General features: G+C 30.3%; 22 protein-coding genes. All 22 read left to right on the forward strand.

What is annotated here, in order from left to right; all coding sequences use genetic code 11:
- Positions 1-88 precede the first annotated feature (88 nt).
- The 22 genes from ACZ5N4_RS09535 (at position 89) to ACZ5N4_RS09640 (ending at position 19,320) form a co-directional block, all read left to right on the forward strand.
- Positions 89-436: a hypothetical protein gene (locus ACZ5N4_RS09535; protein ID WP_464209348.1), complete on the forward strand. Its 348-nt coding sequence runs from the start codon at positions 89-91 to the stop codon at positions 434-436.
- 427 nt (positions 437-863) lie between these two features.
- Positions 864-1,979: an ATP-binding protein gene (locus tag ACZ5N4_RS09540; RefSeq protein WP_464209350.1), complete on the forward strand. Its 1,116-nt coding sequence runs from the start codon at positions 864-866 to the stop codon at positions 1,977-1,979.
- Positions 1,940-4,357 (forward strand): DUF5682 family protein, encoded by a 2,418-nt coding sequence (locus ACZ5N4_RS09545; RefSeq protein WP_464209352.1) that lies wholly within the window; start codon positions 1,940-1,942, stop codon positions 4,355-4,357. The genes ACZ5N4_RS09540 and ACZ5N4_RS09545 overlap by 40 nt, the downstream gene beginning before the upstream one ends.
- Complete coding sequence (locus ACZ5N4_RS09550) at positions 4,350-5,480, forward strand: VWA domain-containing protein (RefSeq protein WP_464209354.1); 1,131 nt, start codon at positions 4,350-4,352, stop codon at positions 5,478-5,480. Before ACZ5N4_RS09545 ends, ACZ5N4_RS09550 begins: the two co-directional genes overlap by 8 nt.
- A complete protein-coding gene (locus ACZ5N4_RS09555; RefSeq protein ID WP_464209356.1) occupies positions 5,456-7,165 on the forward strand; it encodes a hypothetical protein in 1,710 nt (569 codons plus the stop codon). Before ACZ5N4_RS09550 ends, ACZ5N4_RS09555 begins: the two co-directional genes overlap by 25 nt.
- Before the next feature lie 259 nt (positions 7,166-7,424).
- Positions 7,425-7,751, forward strand: coding sequence for a hypothetical protein (locus ACZ5N4_RS09560; RefSeq protein WP_464209358.1), 327 nt, complete (start codon positions 7,425-7,427; stop codon positions 7,749-7,751).
- A 127-nt stretch (positions 7,752-7,878) separates the two neighbouring features.
- Entirely contained in the window at positions 7,879-8,547 is a 669-nt protein-coding gene (locus ACZ5N4_RS09565; RefSeq protein ID WP_464209360.1) for an SMI1/KNR4 family protein, read from the forward strand.
- An 87-nt stretch (positions 8,548-8,634) separates the two neighbouring features.
- Positions 8,635-9,093 carry a hypothetical protein gene (locus ACZ5N4_RS09570; RefSeq protein WP_464209362.1) on the forward strand — a complete coding sequence of 153 codons (459 nt, stop codon included), beginning with the start codon at positions 8,635-8,637 and terminating at the stop codon, positions 9,091-9,093.
- Between the two features lie 39 nt (positions 9,094-9,132).
- A complete protein-coding gene (locus ACZ5N4_RS09575) occupies positions 9,133-9,282 on the forward strand; it encodes a hypothetical protein (RefSeq protein ID WP_464209364.1) in 150 nt (49 codons plus the stop codon).
- Positions 9,213-9,665, forward strand: coding sequence for a CbrC family protein (locus tag ACZ5N4_RS09580; RefSeq protein WP_464210882.1), 453 nt, complete (start codon positions 9,213-9,215; stop codon positions 9,663-9,665). Before ACZ5N4_RS09575 ends, ACZ5N4_RS09580 begins: the two co-directional genes overlap by 70 nt.
- 27 nt (positions 9,666-9,692) lie before the next feature.
- Positions 9,693-10,406 (forward strand): HEAT repeat domain-containing protein, encoded by a 714-nt coding sequence (locus ACZ5N4_RS09585; protein ID WP_464209366.1) that lies wholly within the window; start codon positions 9,693-9,695, stop codon positions 10,404-10,406.
- Positions 10,407-10,582: 176 nt separating this feature from the next.
- Complete coding sequence (locus tag ACZ5N4_RS09590) at positions 10,583-11,347, forward strand: YwqG family protein (protein ID WP_464209368.1); 765 nt, start codon at positions 10,583-10,585, stop codon at positions 11,345-11,347.
- Between the two features lie 115 nt (positions 11,348-11,462).
- On the forward strand, positions 11,463-12,041 hold the full coding sequence (locus ACZ5N4_RS09595) for a hypothetical protein (RefSeq protein ID WP_464209370.1): 579 nt from the start codon (positions 11,463-11,465) through the stop codon (positions 12,039-12,041).
- Between the two features lie 125 nt (positions 12,042-12,166).
- Positions 12,167-15,679 (forward strand): DUF4132 domain-containing protein, encoded by a 3,513-nt coding sequence (locus tag ACZ5N4_RS09600; protein ID WP_464209372.1) that lies wholly within the window; start codon positions 12,167-12,169, stop codon positions 15,677-15,679.
- 23 nt (positions 15,680-15,702) lie between these two features.
- Positions 15,703-16,206: a hypothetical protein gene (locus ACZ5N4_RS09605; protein ID WP_464209374.1), complete on the forward strand. Its 504-nt coding sequence runs from the start codon at positions 15,703-15,705 to the stop codon at positions 16,204-16,206.
- A gap of 82 nt (positions 16,207-16,288) precedes the next feature.
- Positions 16,289-16,618 carry a hypothetical protein gene (locus tag ACZ5N4_RS09610; protein ID WP_464209376.1) on the forward strand — a complete coding sequence of 110 codons (330 nt, stop codon included), beginning with the start codon at positions 16,289-16,291 and terminating at the stop codon, positions 16,616-16,618.
- A 38-nt stretch (positions 16,619-16,656) separates the two neighbouring features.
- Positions 16,657-17,085, forward strand: a complete 429-nt coding sequence (locus tag ACZ5N4_RS09615; protein WP_464209378.1) for a DUF6892 domain-containing protein — start codon at positions 16,657-16,659, stop codon at positions 17,083-17,085.
- 80 nt (positions 17,086-17,165) lie between these two features.
- On the forward strand, positions 17,166-17,609 hold the full coding sequence (locus ACZ5N4_RS09620; protein WP_464209380.1) for a hypothetical protein: 444 nt from the start codon (positions 17,166-17,168) through the stop codon (positions 17,607-17,609).
- Complete coding sequence (locus tag ACZ5N4_RS09625) at positions 17,578-17,802, forward strand: hypothetical protein (protein WP_464209382.1); 225 nt, start codon at positions 17,578-17,580, stop codon at positions 17,800-17,802. Before ACZ5N4_RS09620 ends, ACZ5N4_RS09625 begins: the two co-directional genes overlap by 32 nt.
- 80 nt (positions 17,803-17,882) lie before the next feature.
- Positions 17,883-18,344: a hypothetical protein gene (locus ACZ5N4_RS09630; protein WP_464209383.1), complete on the forward strand. Its 462-nt coding sequence runs from the start codon at positions 17,883-17,885 to the stop codon at positions 18,342-18,344.
- An 18-nt stretch (positions 18,345-18,362) separates the two neighbouring features.
- Positions 18,363-18,680 (forward strand): hypothetical protein, encoded by a 318-nt coding sequence (locus ACZ5N4_RS09635; RefSeq protein ID WP_464209385.1) that lies wholly within the window; start codon positions 18,363-18,365, stop codon positions 18,678-18,680.
- Between the two features lie 82 nt (positions 18,681-18,762).
- Positions 18,763-19,320 (forward strand): RNA 2'-phosphotransferase, encoded by a 558-nt coding sequence (locus tag ACZ5N4_RS09640; protein WP_464209387.1) that lies wholly within the window; start codon positions 18,763-18,765, stop codon positions 19,318-19,320.
- The last annotated feature ends 30 nt before the right edge of the window (positions 19,321-19,350 follow it).

The following is a 19,350-nucleotide window of genomic DNA, read 5'->3' on the forward strand; positions in this document are numbered from 1 at the left end:
TGAATTAAAAATACCTTTAGAGTTTTGTAACAAATTTAATAGTTCATGCATACTCTGCTAGTAGATAGAAAGTTAGTAGGAGAGTTATATGGGAAAGCCTAAATTAAAAACAAAACGCCTTACCGTTAATTTAGAGGATTATGTTATAGATGCAGCTAAACAAAAAGCGGAAACTATGTTCAGAGGAAATTTGGATAATTATATCAATTGGCTTATATGTAGCAATAATAGACAGGTAATTAAGAAAAAGATAAAGGAATTAGATAAGGAAGCAGAGAAGAAGAAGCCTGAGGCTATTCCAGATACAGATAAAACAGCTATGTATAATAATGTCTGTGATTACTGCAGTGAGCCTATTTATCAGGGAGATGATATATGTAAGGCTGAGGGCTATGAAAACTATATCCATAAAAATTGCTGTAGGAGAGAGGAATAATTTTAAAGCAAGAATGCAACAGTAATTATTTAGTTTAATTTTTTAGCATAGGTATAGAAATAGAAGTTAAATAAAAGAACTGTAAGTGGATTTTTAACCAATTAATCTACTTACAATTCTTTTTTAGTTTATCCGATGACTTACCCGCTCTAATACTCCACTCTACTTCAAGTGAGAGTAAAGAGCGGCTATGTCCCTGGATAACGACTTCTAAGCTTCAGATGGAGGTTAATGCCTAAATGGCATTTAACGGGTAGAATTGTCCAGTGGTCGTAGACAAACTCCACCTGAAGCCAAGAATTCTGTTTATACAGACCCGAATATGAGTAATGGTTTAAGAAATTATAAAGAATGTCGAGAATAGTAAATATATAACTAAATATAAAATACATGTAAATTAACTATATATTTCATTTGGAGGATTAGAATGAAAAATTTAAATGCTTTAAAACCACCAGTAGAAATTTTTTATGAGGAAGAGCTTAGAGCTTTAGAAGAAAATGATAATGAGCCTAAACCTAAAAATTGGAGATTGTCTCCAAAGGCTGTAAAGACTTTTATATTAGGAAGCAGTAGAGCTATTGAGTATAATGACAAAAAGATTAAGATAAAGAAAAAATTTTATGGAGATGATAGTCTTATAGAAAGATGCATAATAACTTTAGCAGGAAATAGAGGTCTTATGCTGGTAGGAGAGCCTGGAACTGCAAAGACTATGCTCAGTGAACTTTTAAGTGCAGCTATCAGTGGTACAAGCACTAATACAGTGCAGGGAACAGCAGGAACTACAGAGGACATGATTAAATATAGTTGGAATTATGCCATGCTTTTAGGTAAGGGACCTACAAAAGAGGCATTAGTACCTTCACCTCTTTATGTAGGTATGAGCAAAGGTATAATAACTAGATTTGAGGAAATAACCAGATGCCCTTCAGAAGTGCAAGATAGTCTAATAAGTATAGTTAGTGATAAGGTTTTAAACATACCAGAATTAGGGGATGAAGGATTACTATTTGCACAACCAGGTTTTAATATTATTGCTACAGCTAACATAAGAGACAAGGGCGTAAATGAAATGAGTAGTGCCCTTAAAAGAAGATTTAACTTTGAAACTATATTCCCTATAAATGATGTCTCTTTAGAAGCTAAAATTATTGAGCAAGAAGTGCAAAAGTTAGTAGAAGAGTCAGATGTTAAGGTGAAAATAGATAGAGATGTGGTCAATCTATTAGCAACTACTTTCCACGAGCTGAGAGAAGGGGTTACAGCAGAAGGAAGTAGAATAGATAAACCTGCTGCAGTTATGAGTACTGCTGAAGCTGTATCTGTGTGCTACCAAACAGCAATGAGTGCTTATTACTATGACAAGCCAAAAATGAAGGTAGATTCAATGGTACAAAATATATTAGGAACTGTAGTTAAAGAAAGCAGAGAAGATATAGACAAACTAAAAAATTACTTCAATATAATTGTAAAATCTAAAAGCTTAAAAGAAGGTGGATTATGGAAGGAATTTTACGAGGCAAGGAAATGGATAAAATAGAGGAGATATACAAAAGAGCTTATGATTTATCAAGTAATGTAGTATATTTTCCAGTTAGACACCACAGTCCTGCTTGTTCTTTTCATTTAAAGAAGGTAATAGATGCTTATATGCCGCAGGTTATCTTGATAGAAGGGCCTTCAGATGCCAATTCTGTAATACCTTATATTGGCGACGAGGACACAGAGGCGCCTGTATGTATTTATTACAGCTATACAGACGAAAAGAAACTGGTTACAGAAGGTGGAGAAAAGTATAAATGCTATTATCCTTTTTTAGACTATTCTCCAGAGCTTTTGGCTATAAGAGAAAGTAAAAAAAGAAATATTTTAGCTGAATTTATAGACTTACCTTATGGAGAAATATTAATAAATAGTGAGGAAGGAAAAGGTCTTAGAAAAACTGAAGAAAAGAATTCTTATAATGATGATTACTTATTTCAAAAAAGTAAGTTCATAAATTCTCTTTGTGAAAAACAAGGCTGTGGAAGCTTTAATGAACTATGGGAAATGTTATTTGAAATAGATGGACTAAAAATAGAAACAGAGAGTTTTATGAAAAATATGATTGCCTTTTGTTATCTTTCTAGATGCTTTGAAAGTGAGGAAATGCTTAAAGAAGATGGATGTATTGCCAGGGAAAAATACATGGCTTCTAAAATAAAAGAATTTACTTCAAAGTATAATAAAATCTTAATAGTAACAGGAGGATTCCATACCTCAGGACTTATAAAGCTCTCAAGTGAAAATATAGAGATTAAGTTGCATAACATTAGTGAAAAAAACATAGGGGCTTATGCTATGGTATATTCCTTTGAGGAAAGTGATCAGTTAAATGGTTATGCTAGTGGAATGCCTTATCCAGCTTTTTATCAAAGAATATGGAATAACTTATGTGAGAAGATTGAAAACCCATATGAAAAAGCTGTATTGCATTTTATAGTAAGGTGTGGAAGAAACATAAGAAACTCAGTAGGTGGTTTGTCTACTGCAGATGAAATTGAAGCACTAAATATGGCAAAAGGACTTCAAAAGCTTAGAAGTAAATCAGAATGTGGAGTTTATGAACTGCAAGATGCAGTAAGAGCTACTTATATAAAAGGTGAGCTGAACATGGCATCAGATGCTCCACTATTAGATTTGCTGAAGCTCTTAAGAGGTAAAGGTATGGGACGTCTTTGCAGTAATGCAAAAGTACCTCCTATTGTTTTAGGTTTTAGAGAGCTTTGCAGTAAATATAAGATAAAAGTTAACAGTACTTTGCAGCAGGAAGTGGTACTGGATCTTTATAAAAGCAATAAGCATAAAGAAATAAGTGAATTCCTTCATAGAATGAAATTTTTAAATACAGGTTTTTGTTTAAATGTTAAAGGACCGGATTTTATAAATAAAAAAGATGTAAATCTTATAAGAGAAACTTGGAATTACAAATGGAGCGTTAACGTAGAAAGTAGTCTCATTGAAAATTCAGTCTATGGTGGAACAGTAAAAGAAGCAGTAGAATCCTTACTTTTGAAAAAGCTGTCTAGTAATTCAAGTGACAGCGGTGTTATGTCTGAATGCCTTATAGAAGCTTTTATGATGGGATATAAAGATATTATTTTAAATGCTTTATCCACTATAAAAGATATAGTTATAAATGACAACAATTTTTATTCTGTAGCTGAATGTACGTATAATATCTATTTTTTACACAGCGGTAATATGTTATTTTCAGCCTCACAGGATGAAAATATAAGTAAGCTTTTAGTTCAATGCTATAACAAAGCTGTGACTTTAGTTCCAGAGCTTTATGCGGTACCAGAAGAAGAGGAAAATAAGGTTATAGATAAGCTAAAAAATTTATATCATATATGTTTAGAACCAGAATTTGAAGCTCATATAGATATATTTAAAGAAGCTCTATGGGCTATTATAAATAAAAGCTCTCCAAATGCAGCCTTAGAAGGAGCAGCTTTAGGTTTACTACTTGGATTTAATGAAGTTGACACTTCTTATATATTAAAAAGGGCAGAAGGATATCTCTATGGTACTGGAGAGAAATTTTTAAATTCTGCTGCTTTCTTAAAAGGATTATTTTCTACTGCAAGAGATGTAGTTTTAAGTGAAGAAAAAATGATTATAGGAATAGACAATGTCTTAAAAAATCTTAATGAAGAGGACTTTTTAAGACTTTTACCTGAACTTAGACTTTCTTTTAGTTTCTTTGTACCTAATGAAATAGATCAAATAGGTAAGAGCATAAGTGAGCATTATGAAATAAGTGAAAGAAAGCTATTTAATGTAGAGGCAGTAGATCCTGAAGAATTAAATTTAGCTTTAGAACTTGATAAGTTTGGGAAAGAAGCTTTAAGGGAGTTGGGATTATTAAATGAGTAAGGATATAAGCACTATTAACAGATGGAGACTGGTTTTGGGCAAGTATTCTAGTAATCACTTAACTTTTTCTGAAGATAATATAAACTATGCGGATATGGATACTTTACTGGAATTTTTATATGAAAGAGAGTATGGAGAAGAAAGAGGAGTAAGAACTGATAAAAGAGCTGGTTCTTTGGATCCCTCTAATCTTACGGTGCCTCAGTGGATTACAAAGATAAAAGAATTATTCCCAAAAGAAACGGTAGAAATATTAGAAAAACATGCTTTAGATAAATATAACTTAAAGGAATTGCTTACAGATAAAACTGTTCTTGAAAAGTTAGAACCAAATCCAGAGCTTTTAAAAAGTATTCTTCAAATGAAACATCTTATGAAGGGCGAAGTTTTAGAAACTGCAAAGAAAATAGTAAAAGTTACAGCGGAGGAAATAGCTAAAAAGCTAGAACAAGATATAAAAACAGCTATTAATGGTAGACTAGATAGAAATAAATATGGTGGGATAAAGTCTTCTCGAAACATAGACTTCAAAAGAACCATAAAACACAATTTGAAAAATTTTGATAGGGAGTTAAACACTCTCGTGGTGGATAGAGTCTATTTTAATAAGAGAGTAAAGCCTTCTAATCCATGGAATGTAATAATTGCAGTAGATGAAAGCGGCAGTATGTTAGATTCAGTTATTCATAGTGCCATTATGGCTGGAATATTTTCTAAATTACCTATGCTAAAAACAAATCTAGTTATATTTGATACGGAAATAGTTGATCTTACAGAATATGTAGAGGATGTTGTACAAACTTTAATGAGTATTCAATTAGGAGGAGGAACGAATATATCTAGAGCACTTCAATATTGTAATGGATTGATGGAAAATCCTCATAAAACTATAGTGATATTGGTGACAGATCTTTATGAAGGCGGAAGTTATGGAACTATGTATGCTAGAGCAAAGGATATAGTTGAGTCTGGAGCAAGACTTATAATACTTCCTGCTCTTGGTATAGATGCAGAGCCTATATATGACAGAGGTGCTGCAGAAAAAATGGCGGCTTTAGGCGCAAAGGTGGCTGCTGTAACTCCAGGAGGGCTTGCAAAATGGATAGCACAGATAATTTCTTAAAGAAAATAGGAGAATTTTTATTAGCTATAGATGATGAATTTTTAATAGGAATAAGTAATAAAGGTATATTTAATAGAGCTAAAAAGGATTTAGAAAAATCAGGACAAATAAAAGTAGAAACAGAAGGCACATCGTTAAAATGCATCTTAGAAGATGGAACAGAGTGTATCATAAATGAAGATATTAAAGCTTATAAATGTTCCTGCCCTTCAAGAACTACATGTAAGCACGTAGTTATGTGCTATTTGTATATAAAAAATAACTTAAATTCTTTGTTTGGTATAGAAGAGAATAGTTTAAATGAAAATGAAGAAAATAAAAAATTTGATTTTGATGAGTTTTTAAATATAGATATTGAAAGTCTATCAAAATTGCTAGGAGAAAAGGATTTTAATGAAATAGTAAAAAGAATAAATTTTGGTGTACAGATAGAAATAGAAGAGACTTCTCTGCTTACTATAAGATTCAAAGATGAAGAGTATGAGGTTAAGATAATTCCAAATACTAAAGAAAAAATCTCACCTAAAGAAATTTTGGAAGAAGCTATATGCTCCTGCAAAAGTAAAGATATATGTAGGCATAAAGTTGAAGCTGTAATTCATTATGAAATTTTTAGAGGGCTTATAAAAAAAGAAGATTTAGCTATTTTAAATAAAAAATCTAAAGTTGAAAAAACACTTTTGATTGAAGGTGTACTTCTGGTTAAAAAGCTTATGGAAGAGATTTTATTTATAGGAGTATCTAGGCTTCCAGAAAATATTATAGATAAAGTAGAGAGTACGGCGGTATTATGCCACAATTACAATATACCTAATTTAGAAAAAATGCTTAGAAGCGTTAAAAGCGAAATAGAACTTTATATGAATAAAAACGCCTCCTTTTCAATAGCTTCCTTAAGAAAAAGAATAAGTTATATATATACTACTGCTTTAGCTATAGAAAATTGTAAGGATGAAAATAAGCTTTATAAATTATGTGGAGAACATAAATCCGCTTATTATGATATACCACCAATTATCTTATATGGTATAGGAGCAGAAGCTTGGAGTTCTAAATCAGGTTATGAGGGAGTTACATATTACTATTTTGAAGAAACTAGAGGAAAACTACTTACTTATACGAGCTCAAGACCAACCTATTATGATACAAAAAAAAGAAACTATGGAATTGCTTACAGTGAAGTCCCAAGTTGGGGTATAGAAGGTAGTTTAGAGGAAATATCACAACATGTAATAAGACTTACTAAGGGTAAAATTAACGATGAGGGAAGAATTTCCTCCAGCGAACAAAGTAAAGGAGAGCTTTTAGAAAAAACTGATATATATAAATTAAATTTTAAAGAGTTATTTATAGATAATTGGCAGAAGTTTTTAAAAGTTTACTCTAAAGAAAATAGAAATATATATATTATTAAGATTGCAAGCTATGAAAAAAGTTATTTTAACAACATAAATCAAAGATTTATATTGCCTATTTATGATGAAGAAAAAAATATGATTTATATAGAGATAGGCTATTCTAAAGAGAAAAAAAGAATGATACAAAAGTTTGAAAGAATGGAAAGGCTGAAAAAATATCCTGATAGAATTCTTGTACATGCTTATTTTAAGGAAGGCCAGATTAGAGTGACACCTATTGTAGCCTATTATGAAGATGGAAATATGGTGCACTTAACCATAAATTAAAGACTAGTTATCATGCACTATACGCTAACCAAGGATGTTTTTCTATACTTAAGGCATCTTCAAAAAAATAACTAGTCAGTATGCTAGTCTATTTTGCGTCATACTGCGTCTGCAGAATCCTTAGATAGTGCTGACTATCTGCGGAACCTGCCTCCTTGTCTGACACAAAATATCCGTCGCATCATTGACTTGATATTTTCTTTCAGATGCCTAAGAAAAACGTTCTATCTAACTAATAAATGTTGTAAGGAGAGCTTTTATGAGAAAATACGATAATTTATACTTGCTTATTCAAGATGTTGAAGGACTAATGGATAGTATGCTCATAAGCGGTTTTAATGTAGTAAATACAGGATTATTAGATACTATGACTGAAATTTATGAAAACTGTGAAAGAGTTGGATTAAGCTTTGCAGCTGAAACTCTTAAAGAAATTATACAAGCTCAAGAGAAAAAAAGACATGATATGAACTATGACTATAAAGAAATTATAAGTAATTACTTTTTATTAAATAATTATATAGAGATTATTAAAAGCAAACTAGAGCTAGAAAAAGCAAAAAGAGATATGGAGTTAAGTAAATAAGGCAACTGCATTAAGAACAGAAATGAATGAAAATTGGGGAGGGGAGTATGGATAACAATAGAGAAATATTAAAAAACTTGATATCAATTGATAAAAATTAATTTTATTGGAAGGTAAATGATATATTATGGACAAGCATAAAACAATTATAAATAAAATACAAAATTATTTAATTAAAAATGGATTTGATGAGGATAAAATAAACAATGCATTCTCACCTTGTTTAGATAAGGAAAAACTAAAGCCTCTAACAGATTTACATAATTTTTTTAGTTACTGGTCATCTGTATTTTATGAAGAAGATGGTGAGCTTTTAGCATTGAAGAATTATAAAGTGCCTAATAATGTGATTAGTTTTTATAAAAGCTTTGAACCAGGAGAAATTCCTCAATTAGGTGGTGGGGTAGACTTACTAGATCTTAATGGTATTAAGGAAGAGAATTGCAATCTTTCACCAGGAGCCTATCTTATTCAATATGGGCTTATTACGTTTGCTACTACAGTTGGTGGGAATGTAATTTGCATGGACTTGAATACAATAAATAATGGTGAACCAAGAATAATCTATGCAGATAAGTCATGGTTTTTATTTAATGAACAAGAACGTAAGTTAGAATTTAGTTTTTATCCTTTTGAAATACAAGAGGAAGATGAATTTTTAACACAAAGCATTATAAAAAAGTATATGCCGGAAATTAGTAGTACATTTACTGAATTTCTTGAAATGTTGTGTTCAGAAGATGAGTGGGATGCTGAAGATTATTATGAAAAGGTTGGAAATAAGGTTGAAAAATAGAGAGTGATTACAAATGAACAATTGGATTTCAATTGCTTTAGTTTAATACACTTGAGAAATAACATTAATAAAAGGAAAAGGTGATTATTGTTGAGATACAAAGAAGAAATTAGTTTTTTAGAAAAGGTTGAAGATAAAAAGAAAGCTGAAATGAATGAGCGTAAAAAGTGGACAAATGAAGAAATAACGGAATTAAGCCTGCAGTATCCAGGTATTCCAGAAGATTATTTAGACTATCTTAAGGAAATAGGAACAGGATCATTTAGAGAATGTCAATTTATAGTTCATGGAGCTTTAGAAACTATAGAGGATCTTACAGGGCATGATTTGTATGATTTGGATGATAAGAAATTTTTAGTTTTTGGAGATAACTATAGTGGTGATTTTTCTGGATTTCTTATTGAAGAAGAATGGAAGGTTGCTGAATTATGGCATGAAAGTGAAGAGCTGTATATTGCTGGACAAACCTTTCAGCAATATATAAGACATCAGATGTTGATGGACGAAAGTGGTGGAGATAGAAGAATAAAAGCTACTAGTATATAGGAATTAAAACTAGATAAAGAGGAGAGGAATAAATGAACAATGGATTGCGATAGAGTCTTGCCAGAGTTTAAATATAATTTAAATCCAATAGAAAATGGAATTATTGTAAGAAAACAGCAATATGTTCTTGTTGTAATGAAAAAACAGAATTTGTATACGAAGGACCATTCTATTCTATTGAAGATGTAGAAGTTATATGTCCTTGGTGTATAAAGGATGGAAAAGCTGCACAAAAATATAATGGTCAATTTCAAGATATATCAGCTAGTGAGAAAGTTATAAGTAAAGAATCGCTAGACGAGTTTATTTATAGGACACCAGGGTACTCTGGATGGCAGCAGGAAGTGTGGCTAAGTCATTGCGGAGATTTTTGTACTTTTGTTGGATACGTCGGATGGTCAGAGATCGAAGAATTAGCAGACGATCTAAAAGAAGACTTAGATAAAGTAAAAAGAGATTATAATTTAACACAAGAAGAATTGGAAAATGATTTAGAGTATGGATCGCTACGAGGATATCTATTTAGATGTGTTGTATGTGGCAAACATAGATTAGCAGTAGATTGTGATTAAATAACATTACTAAAAGGAGATATAAAAATGAAATATGAAGAACTTAACAGTATATATAAAACTCATATGCCTTTAGAGATTTTAGAAGTGTTAGAGGATCATAGTCACAAACAAGAGCAAAATAAATTTTTTATCAGATTAATGGAAATAGATGAAATATTAGAAATGAAAGATTTTTTTGATGAGTTCGAGGTCTTTAGAAGCTTAATACCAATGTGGACTGATGATAACTCTAATTATGTTTGTATGTACTATTTGGGACCATTAAAGTATAGAATTTGTTATTTAAATCATGAAGAAACCGATATTTCACCAAAATATAGAAGTGTACAAGCATTTGTTACTGAACTTGAAAAAGATGAGGATTGTGACTGGGAAGAATTAATGAAAGATTATCCTGATAGAGGTAAAATGAATAGAAATGACGTAGAGGCAGATTTTAGTTCAATTAAAGAGTTAAACTCAGCATTGGATAATAGTGATTTAAATGAGGATTTGAGAACTCAAATAATATATTCTATTTTAGCATTAACTCCATATGATCATTTAGATAGTATAGTTAAATACTTAGATGATGAAGATGATTATGTACAAGAAAGAACATGTGACATAGTTGGATTCCATAGGTATAGTCCAGCTATCAATAAGCTAAAAGAACTTTGTATAACTGGAATGGTTAATGTGCCAGGAGCAGCGGAAAGGGCATTGAGAAAAATGGAAAATAGTAAAGAGGAACTGTAGTATAAGTTAGACGACTGGTATAGCTCTCTATTAGATAGATTTGATAAAAAAGTAATAAATGAAGTAATAAATATCAAAGGTGATAATGTATGTAAAAAATCATTTTTAGATTTTTCAAGAAAAAAATAAGCAGGCCAGTACAGAAAGGTCTTAGTGATAAGAAGGGGAGAAGTAGAGTGTTATCTAATAATTTAAAATTAAAATTAGAAGATGTTATAGAAAAAAATAATTTAAATGACATTCAATCTTTAATGCTTAAAGATTCGGAGCCGTGTTTTAGTATATATATTGAAGAAAAAGAAGATTACAAAATAACTGACAATAGTAGAATTGCTGGCTATCCAGATTTGCCTCCATCTATACAATGGCCAGTTGAAGATGACAACTATTATACATTTATCGCTCAAATAAATTTATCGGAACTTCCAGAAAACAATATCACTTTTTTACCTAATAAAGGTATAATGTATTTTTTCCTTGGATTTGATGATATGGCATCAGATGTAGAGCATAAAGTACTTTATTATAATGGAGATTTATCCATGCTAAAAAAGACTATGTCACCTGAAGGCAAGGAAGAAGTAGACTTTGAAAACCGTGATTTTACATCTTACAAAATTTCATTTGAAGAAGATATATCAATATCCTCTGATAGTGAAACTGCTGATTTATTATTTGAAAATAATGAAGATATTTATGATATGTTTTGTGCTGGAAGGGATATGCTGTGGGGACATCCTGAAACTATTTATGGAGGTAATCCTTGTGAAGAACTTGATGAAAATGGGGATAAAAGATGGCACTTACTTCTTAAGCTTACATCCATAGACGAAGTAGGAATGTGTTGGTGGGATGCAGGTTATTTAGAATTTCTAATTGATACTAAGTGTTTGAGTAAATTAGATTTTTCTAAAACCCATGCTTGCATAGAAACCAGTTAGAGAATTTTAATATTAGCTTATATTTACTAATTGTAAATTCATAAAAGAAAACAGCTTAAAGTATATTATAGAAAGTTGCTAATACACAAATAAAAATAAAGGGAGGAGACAACTAATGAAAGACCTTATTGCAGATTTAAAGCTTCCACAAGAGACAAAGGATTTTTTATATAATACAAAAATCAAAAAGAATGAATTTGAAAGTATAAATATTAAGTTTTTTAGTAAAGAACAGGGATTCTTATGTGATGTTGTGGAGTGGACAAAGATAAATGATTGTACACTAAAGGAGTTCAATGAAGAATTTGTGAGAAAATTTCTAGGAGAACTTGAAAAGTTTAGGCCATACTATGTTATTGCTGAAAATTATAATAGCGGTAATTTAATAGCTATACATGAGTTAACAGGAGAAGTTTTTGAGCTTGAACATGAGGTTACTGAAGAGGTTGTAAGATATTTTGTGAATTCTTCTTTTACTCAAATGTATGAAAGCATGAAATATTTTAAAAAAATAAAAAGTGGAATTATTAAACTTAAAGAACAGGAAGACGAAGAAGAACTTGACCTATTATTTGAAAAAGCTAAGAAAGATTTAATTTTAATAGATAGTAAAGTAGTTATTAATGATGATGAGTATAATAGGGAATTTTGGAATGGAGTGCTGGAAAGCTATAAAGAGTGGTGCTTAGATTAATACTGAAAATACTAAATATAATTATGAATTGATAATTATATTAAATGAGATGATTTCTAATGTGCTAAAAAATTTTTATTTAAAGTAAAAATGAACAGCGACTAATAAATAGAGAGGAGTTAATAATGATGGGATTACAACAACACTTAATAGAAAAAATAAGTAATGTGTTATTAGAACTCGGGCTATCTAATGAAGTTATTGATAGCTTTGAAGCGTATATAGAAGAAACTTTAGAAGAACAGGAGTTCTTCAAAAGTCTTCCTAATATAGATATGGATAATTTAAATGCTGATTTAGTAGAACAAATGGTCAGTACCTATAAATCCTTAGATAAACATAAAGTCTATGACTATCTTTCAAAGTATATAAAAATATTATTCCAAATGGGAAAAGTATCTGTATTTTCAATCATAGATAAGACAGCCTATTATTATGGAGACGAGTATTGTAGAAGGTTTTTAAAATACAATATAAGTCCATCATTTGTCATAGCATATTATGCTAAGTGTATTACTAGACAAGAACGTACTTTAGAACGAGGATTTATTAAGTTTTATGATAGTCTTTATGAGGAATACAAAGATGCATTTAAAGAAGCCTTTGATATTAGTAAGATAAACGAGCAAGCAATCATAGCAACTTATTTAATTCAGAAAGAAAAAGACAAAGAACTTTGTAGCTGGCTAGAAGAAGATATGGTTAATTCCATAGGTGCTCTATTCAATAATAACATATCCTCTCAGGAAACAAACATTTTGGCGAAATACTTAAAAGGTGAGACTTCAGATTTAGAAGAAACAATAGAACTATTAAAAAGTAATAATAGCTTAGCCTTAAATATTAATACATATATTTTAAAATTCCTTATAGGAATCAGCTCTACCATATCTAATGAATCAGATATAGCAAATAGGTTTATTAAATTTGCTATATTATTCGATTATGAGAAATCCTTTGATGGCTTATATAACTATCTTAAATATAATAGATATAACAAAATTACAAAACTTATGGACGAACTTCAAATTAAAAAAGAATTATATATTGCATGGATGGGAAATTTCAATTCTCTTAGATATCATGATTATACCTTTGAAAAGGAGTTAAAAGAAGAATTAGTTAAAAATAAGGAAGAGTTCACAAAGGCCATTGTAATGTGTAGTGGTATTAATAAGGCTTATATGGCTTCACTTCTTTGGCAAAAAGGAGAGGGGTTAGAATTTGTAGGTGAAGGAGAAGATGTTTTTATTCATGAATTTTCTATGCTCATGGATAAAGTAAATATTGAAATAGATATTTACGAAAACTTTATTGAATATTTAAGAGGTAATATTTCTTTTGATAATATAAGCAAAACATTACAAGGATTATTAGGAAAAAAAGATATGTATATATATAATTCTAATTTTTGTAAGGTCTTGTTTTGGTTAAAAGATGTATCTCCTATGTTTGAAAAAGCTATGAAGATATTCATTACTATAGGAAATCCGGACATATTAAGACACATATATGATGCTTATAAAAAATTTAAAGGTATGAAAATTGGAGATGAGGACTTAAATTCTTTTATAGAATTATTAGATAGTTATGGAGCTTCAATAATGAATTATACCTCTTTCTTAGGAAACTATGCCTTTGGTAATTATGTTAAAGAAATATTACGTAATCAATCAACAAGTATTATTGCGAAACTAATTGAAAAGGATGAAGAGCAGTTTATAGAAAATATACCTTATTGTCAGGCTGAAGCAAGAGCAGGTTTTTTAGAAATATTATTTAAACATTGTGATGGGTCTAAAGGTGCAAAGGCTCTTATAGAGTATTTAGGAGATTCTTCAAAGATTGTAAGGGAAAGAGTTGTAGAACTTTTAAATTTAAGTGAAAAAAGTCATGAAGTAGTAATACCTAGTTTAAGTGCTAAAAAACAAGCAGTTAGAGAATCAGCAGTAAAAATACTTTCAAAGAGCAGTAATGAAAAAGTAATTGAAGCATTAAATAAAGCCTTAGAAGTAGAAAAAAGCGAAAAAATAAAGGCACTTTTAAGAGAAGCTTTAAATGTGGAAAGTGATTTAGAAGAAAATAATGAGGAACTAGATATTTTAGAATACTGTAAAAAAGCTTTAAAGGGTAATAAAGCGGCAGGCTTGAAGTGGTTAGATTGTGATACCTTACTAAAGGTAAGATTTAAAGATAGTGAAAATTTTGCAGAGGATGAAATTATAAAATATATGCTTATATGTTATTCTTCCTGCATTGAAATAGGTTTAAGTAGTGAAGCGAAAATGGTAAGTGAACTTTTAGATGCAAAAGATTTAGCAAAATTAGCTTTGGAAGTTTTTGAAAGATGGCTTAATAGCGGAGCAGAAAGCAAGAAAAAATGGGTGCTCCCTTTTGCAGCGGTTTATGGAGATTATGATGTGATTAGCGCATTGAAAAAGAATATAGAAGAGTGGGCAAAGAATTCAAGAGGGGCTATAGCTAGTGAGGCTGTAAAGGCTCTTGCACTTAATGGAAGTAATGAAGCTCTTATAATAGTGGACAATATAGCAAGAAAGTTTAAATTTAAGCAGGTTAAAAATGCTGCAGCTACTGCACTTCAATTTGCCTCCGAACAAATGGGTATAGATATGGAAGAACTTTCAGATAGAATAGTTCCAGCCTTAGGTTTTGACATAAAAGGAGAAAGAGTTTTTGACTATGGAGATAGAAAGTTTATTGTAACCCTTACTCCTGAGCTTACTTTAGATGTACAAGATGAAAGTGGCAAAAAGTTTAAAAACCTTCCAGCACCAAATAAAAAAGATGATGAAACTAAAGCAGCAGAAGCTTCATTAGAATTTAAGAACTTAAAAAAACAGTTAAAAACAGTGGCAAATATACAGGCTATTCGTTTAGAGTTGGCGCTATCTAGCAATAGAAAGTGGACAAAAGAAGCATGGATAAAGCTCTTTGTTGAAAATCCTATTATGCATCAATTCTCCATAGGTCTCGTATGGGGCGTTTATGAAGACAATATTTTAACTGATAGCTTCAGATATATGGAAGATGGCAGTTTTAATACTAAAGATGAAGACGAATACGAATTAAAGGATGGAGTGATAATAGGAATTGTTCATCCAATAGAATTAAGTAAAGAAGATATGGAATTATGGAAAGAACAGTTTGAAAACTATGAAATTAAACAACCCCTCGAACAGTTAAATAGAGAGATATTTACGATTACTGAAGAAGAAAAAACTAATAAAAAGGTAGAACGTTTTGGAGGAATCATGTTAAATGGTTTATCTTTATTAGGTAAGTTAACTAGCTTTGGATGGAGTAGAGGGCCAATTGGAGATGGCGGCGGTTACTATACTTTTTACAAGGAAGATAGTACTTTTAAAATAGATGTTGAATTAAGTTTTAGTGGTGTAAGTGTGGGATATGAAAATGAAGAAGTGACAGTATATGACTTAACTTTTTATAAAGAAGGAACTGCATCAAAATATAGTTATATAAATGACAAAATATATGAGCAGAATGTTGTATCACCAGAGACACTTCCCAAAAGATTCTTTAGTGAAATTCTTTATCAAATAAATAAAGCAACGGCTTCAAAAACAGGAACTAATGAGAATTGGAGAGAAGAGAAGTAGAGATTTTTAATGTGGAGGAATCAATGTCAAAGGATATTATCGAATGTAAGATTGACGAATTTTTAAAAGAGCTTGAAGGGATTAATTGGTTAAAACATGCTGGTGATGAAAGTGATATATATAGAGTTGTACGTTCTTTTACCGAAGCATGGGATGGTTGGAATGATAAAATGCTTAAAGTATGGCTCAAGGAAAGTAAAAATATAGAGAAAGTTGCAATAGACTCTATTGGTGATGAAGCTATTGATTTAATATTTAGCAGAATCGCTGAGGCAATGGGACCAAGAATTGCTGAAGGATTATTAAAGTTTAAAGATAAAATTGAAAATGATGGGTTGGATAACAATACATATGGATTAGATTATGAAATAATCGATTTTATAAAGCGGGATATGGCTTGGGCTTGTGTTGAGAGGATTACTGATAATATAGGATTTTTCAACAAAGTATTAGGAGTTTTGGTCGAAGGTCGCTGGGCATGTGCCTGGGAAGGAAATTATCCATCAGGACGATTTGTAGTAATGTGATAAGGAAGTCTTTTAATCCTAAAATGCTTAAAATTAATCCGTGTAGTATATGCTGCAGGATATATTTAAAGGAGAAACTTATATGGGAAGTATTGCTATAAAATTAGATCCATCAAAAATGGACAATCCAGATTTAGATTTAAGATATATAATACCAGATAAAATTGAAGAGTTGACAAAAGGAGCAGTTAAAGATGATGGATATGACTATTCGTCTGATGGAACAAATTCTATTATTATTTTTCTAAAGTGTGAAAATCCTAAAAAATATGTAAATGAAGTTTTAGATATTTTAAGAAATGAAGATTTTTTGGACAATAATATTTATGAAGTTGGTGTAGTAGCTATTGATGATGGAGATGGGCTTAAAGTAATTCATCCTAGTAATTATGAAGGTGATTTTGATTTATAGAAGAATAAGGATAAGTAAAGATTATTTAAGGAGAAATAATGAAAATGGGAAAATATATAGATAAAATGGGTATCTTTGAAGATTTCAATTTTAAATTGGTAGTGATTGATGCTTTGCTAGATAAAAGCCCCTCTTTTCAAAAAGAGTTAGAATTATTGGTTGAAAAGTATGCACAAAATTATGAATGGTATACGGGAGCAGGACTCATTAAAGAGATGCTGGAATTTTTTTCTGAGTTATATATTGAGCAAAAGGATTTAGATAAGATTACAGAATTGTGCTTTGATGGTGGCAATGAAATCTACGGTTATATACAACCTGATTGGGATGGGGAAGATTTTTTCTTTGATATTCAATCCGTAAAGGGATTTGAACATATTAAAAATTTAAAATCTGTAGAGTATATCAGTATGGTGGATGAAGAAGTTTTAGAACCAATGAAAGAACGAGGGATTACTATTAGCTAAGGATATACAGTGTGACACTTGAATGTCTTCATTCCACATATTTTCTAATATTGAAAATAGCACAGAAGGAAAGAATTAAAATGCAAAATTGTTTTTTTGAATTTGAAATTAATAATGAAGATAAGTTTAAAAAGTTACAAGACTTTTATTATGCCATAAAATTAAGTAAGGATGAGGAAATAATTATATCAAGTGATTCGAAATGGCTTGATTATTTTGATGAAGATACTCTTATGAAATTTTGGTGGCCTTCATCAGAGGAGATTGAAGAGTATGCAAGGTTGTGGACAGAAACTCCAGTGGAAGAGCGCTTTACATGTGCAGCATTGCAACATCCATGGGATTTTGAATCAATGATAGATGCATTCGCTAATGGAGAGTATCATTTCATATCATGCGAAAAGCTATCTGAAAGAAAAGGAAGAATTGAATATAATCCATGGTGCTGGCCATACGGTGGAGCTGATTCTTTTAGAGCATTAATAGAATATCATGGATTTAAAATACTTAGAGAAAATATTTAAGACATTTCTTAAAGCACTTTTGGCATTTGCACCTTTAATAATGTTTTTTTTCTTAACAACTAATTTAATATTATCAATCATAGATTTAAGAAGAAAAAATAGAAAGAAAATCCTTTCTATTATAGCTATTGTTCTTTCAAGTTTGTATTTTTTATCTATAATTGGTGGAATAATTATTGCTTTATTAATATAAATGATACGGAAACTAATAAATCGAATTATCAATAGATATTGATTTTATTGATATAATTTTAAACTTACAGGAGGAGAAAAATGAATAAAGAAAGAATAAAAAAAACTTTACAGGAATTTGGACTACCTGAAAGTGTAGCAGACTACTATGCTAATCTTGAGATGAAGGATAAGTTTGCATGGTTAGCTGCATTTCGTTTTGTAAGACCGTTAAATAATAGTCTTGAATTTTATAAAAATGAATATGGAGATATGTTAAGGAGTAGAATTGAAAGAGATTTAGAAAATTCAGAAGTTGAAACAGAACTTTTAAAAAAAGGAGCGACACCTGAACTATTAGGCCAATTCGCTTATGAAATAGCTTTAACAGCATTTAATGAAGCTCTATATCGTTTATCAGACCCTGCAGGAGGCGATTACGATTTAGAAAATGAAGGAGAAGGATTACCAGCTTGGAGCTTGAGGGAAAGAGGATTAAACTATGAAGTTACAGAGAGACCTTTAGCTGAAACGCATAGTTTAATTCCGTTTTCAAATTTATAATGAAAAGAGGAAAATTTTATGAGTTATAACTTACATATAATTCGAGAAGATAATATAAATAATTCAATAACTTATGATGAAATAGTTAGGTTAGTAAATACATACTCAGAATTAAATTTGAGAGACAAAATGGAAATTAAACTACCAACAGAGGAAGTAATGACAGTTACAGGGACTTATATAATATGGAATAAAAATGAATTTAATGTTGTGTTAAGTTATCATGAAGGAAAAATAAGTTCAAATTATACAAGTGATGATGGTATAAGCAAATTAAAAGAAATAGCACACCAGTTAAAAACCAAAGTTATAGGAGATGAGGGAGAGGAATATTAACATATAAAAAATAGAGTAGGTTAAGTAAAATCAATTGATGTAGCATAATACACACTAGATACTAGAAGGATGTGGAAATTATATGATAAGTAAAAGAGATATGAAATTTAGTAAATTTATAAGCTTAGTATTAAGACATAAACCTGAAATAATAGGTTTACATATGAATGAAGAAGGATATGTAAGCGTAAATAAACTTATTGAAGGCATGAATAAAAATGGTATGGATATTACAAAACAGGACTTAGATAGAATAGTTGCTGAAGACAATAAACAAAGATATTCTTATAATTTATCTAATGATGAACCTAGAATTAGGGCTAATCAAGGTCATTCTATTCAAGTAAATCTTAATTTAAAACAAGTGGTTCCTCCTACAGAATTATACCATGGAACAGCTAAGAGATTTCTTAATAGTATTCTTAAAGAAGGTATAAAAAAGGGTAGTAGACAATATGTGCATTTATCAAGGGACATTGAAACAGCTACCAAAGTTGGTGCTAGGCATGGTGAAGTAGCAGTATTAAAAATAGATTCTTATAGCATGATTAAGGATGGGTATGAGTTTTATTGTTCAGAAAATGGTGTTTATTTAACAGACAATGTACCAACAAAATATATAATAAACAATAAATTTTAAGTTGAAATTGGATAATAAGATATAGATGAA

The organism is Clostridium nitrophenolicum, from assembly GCF_055391695.1.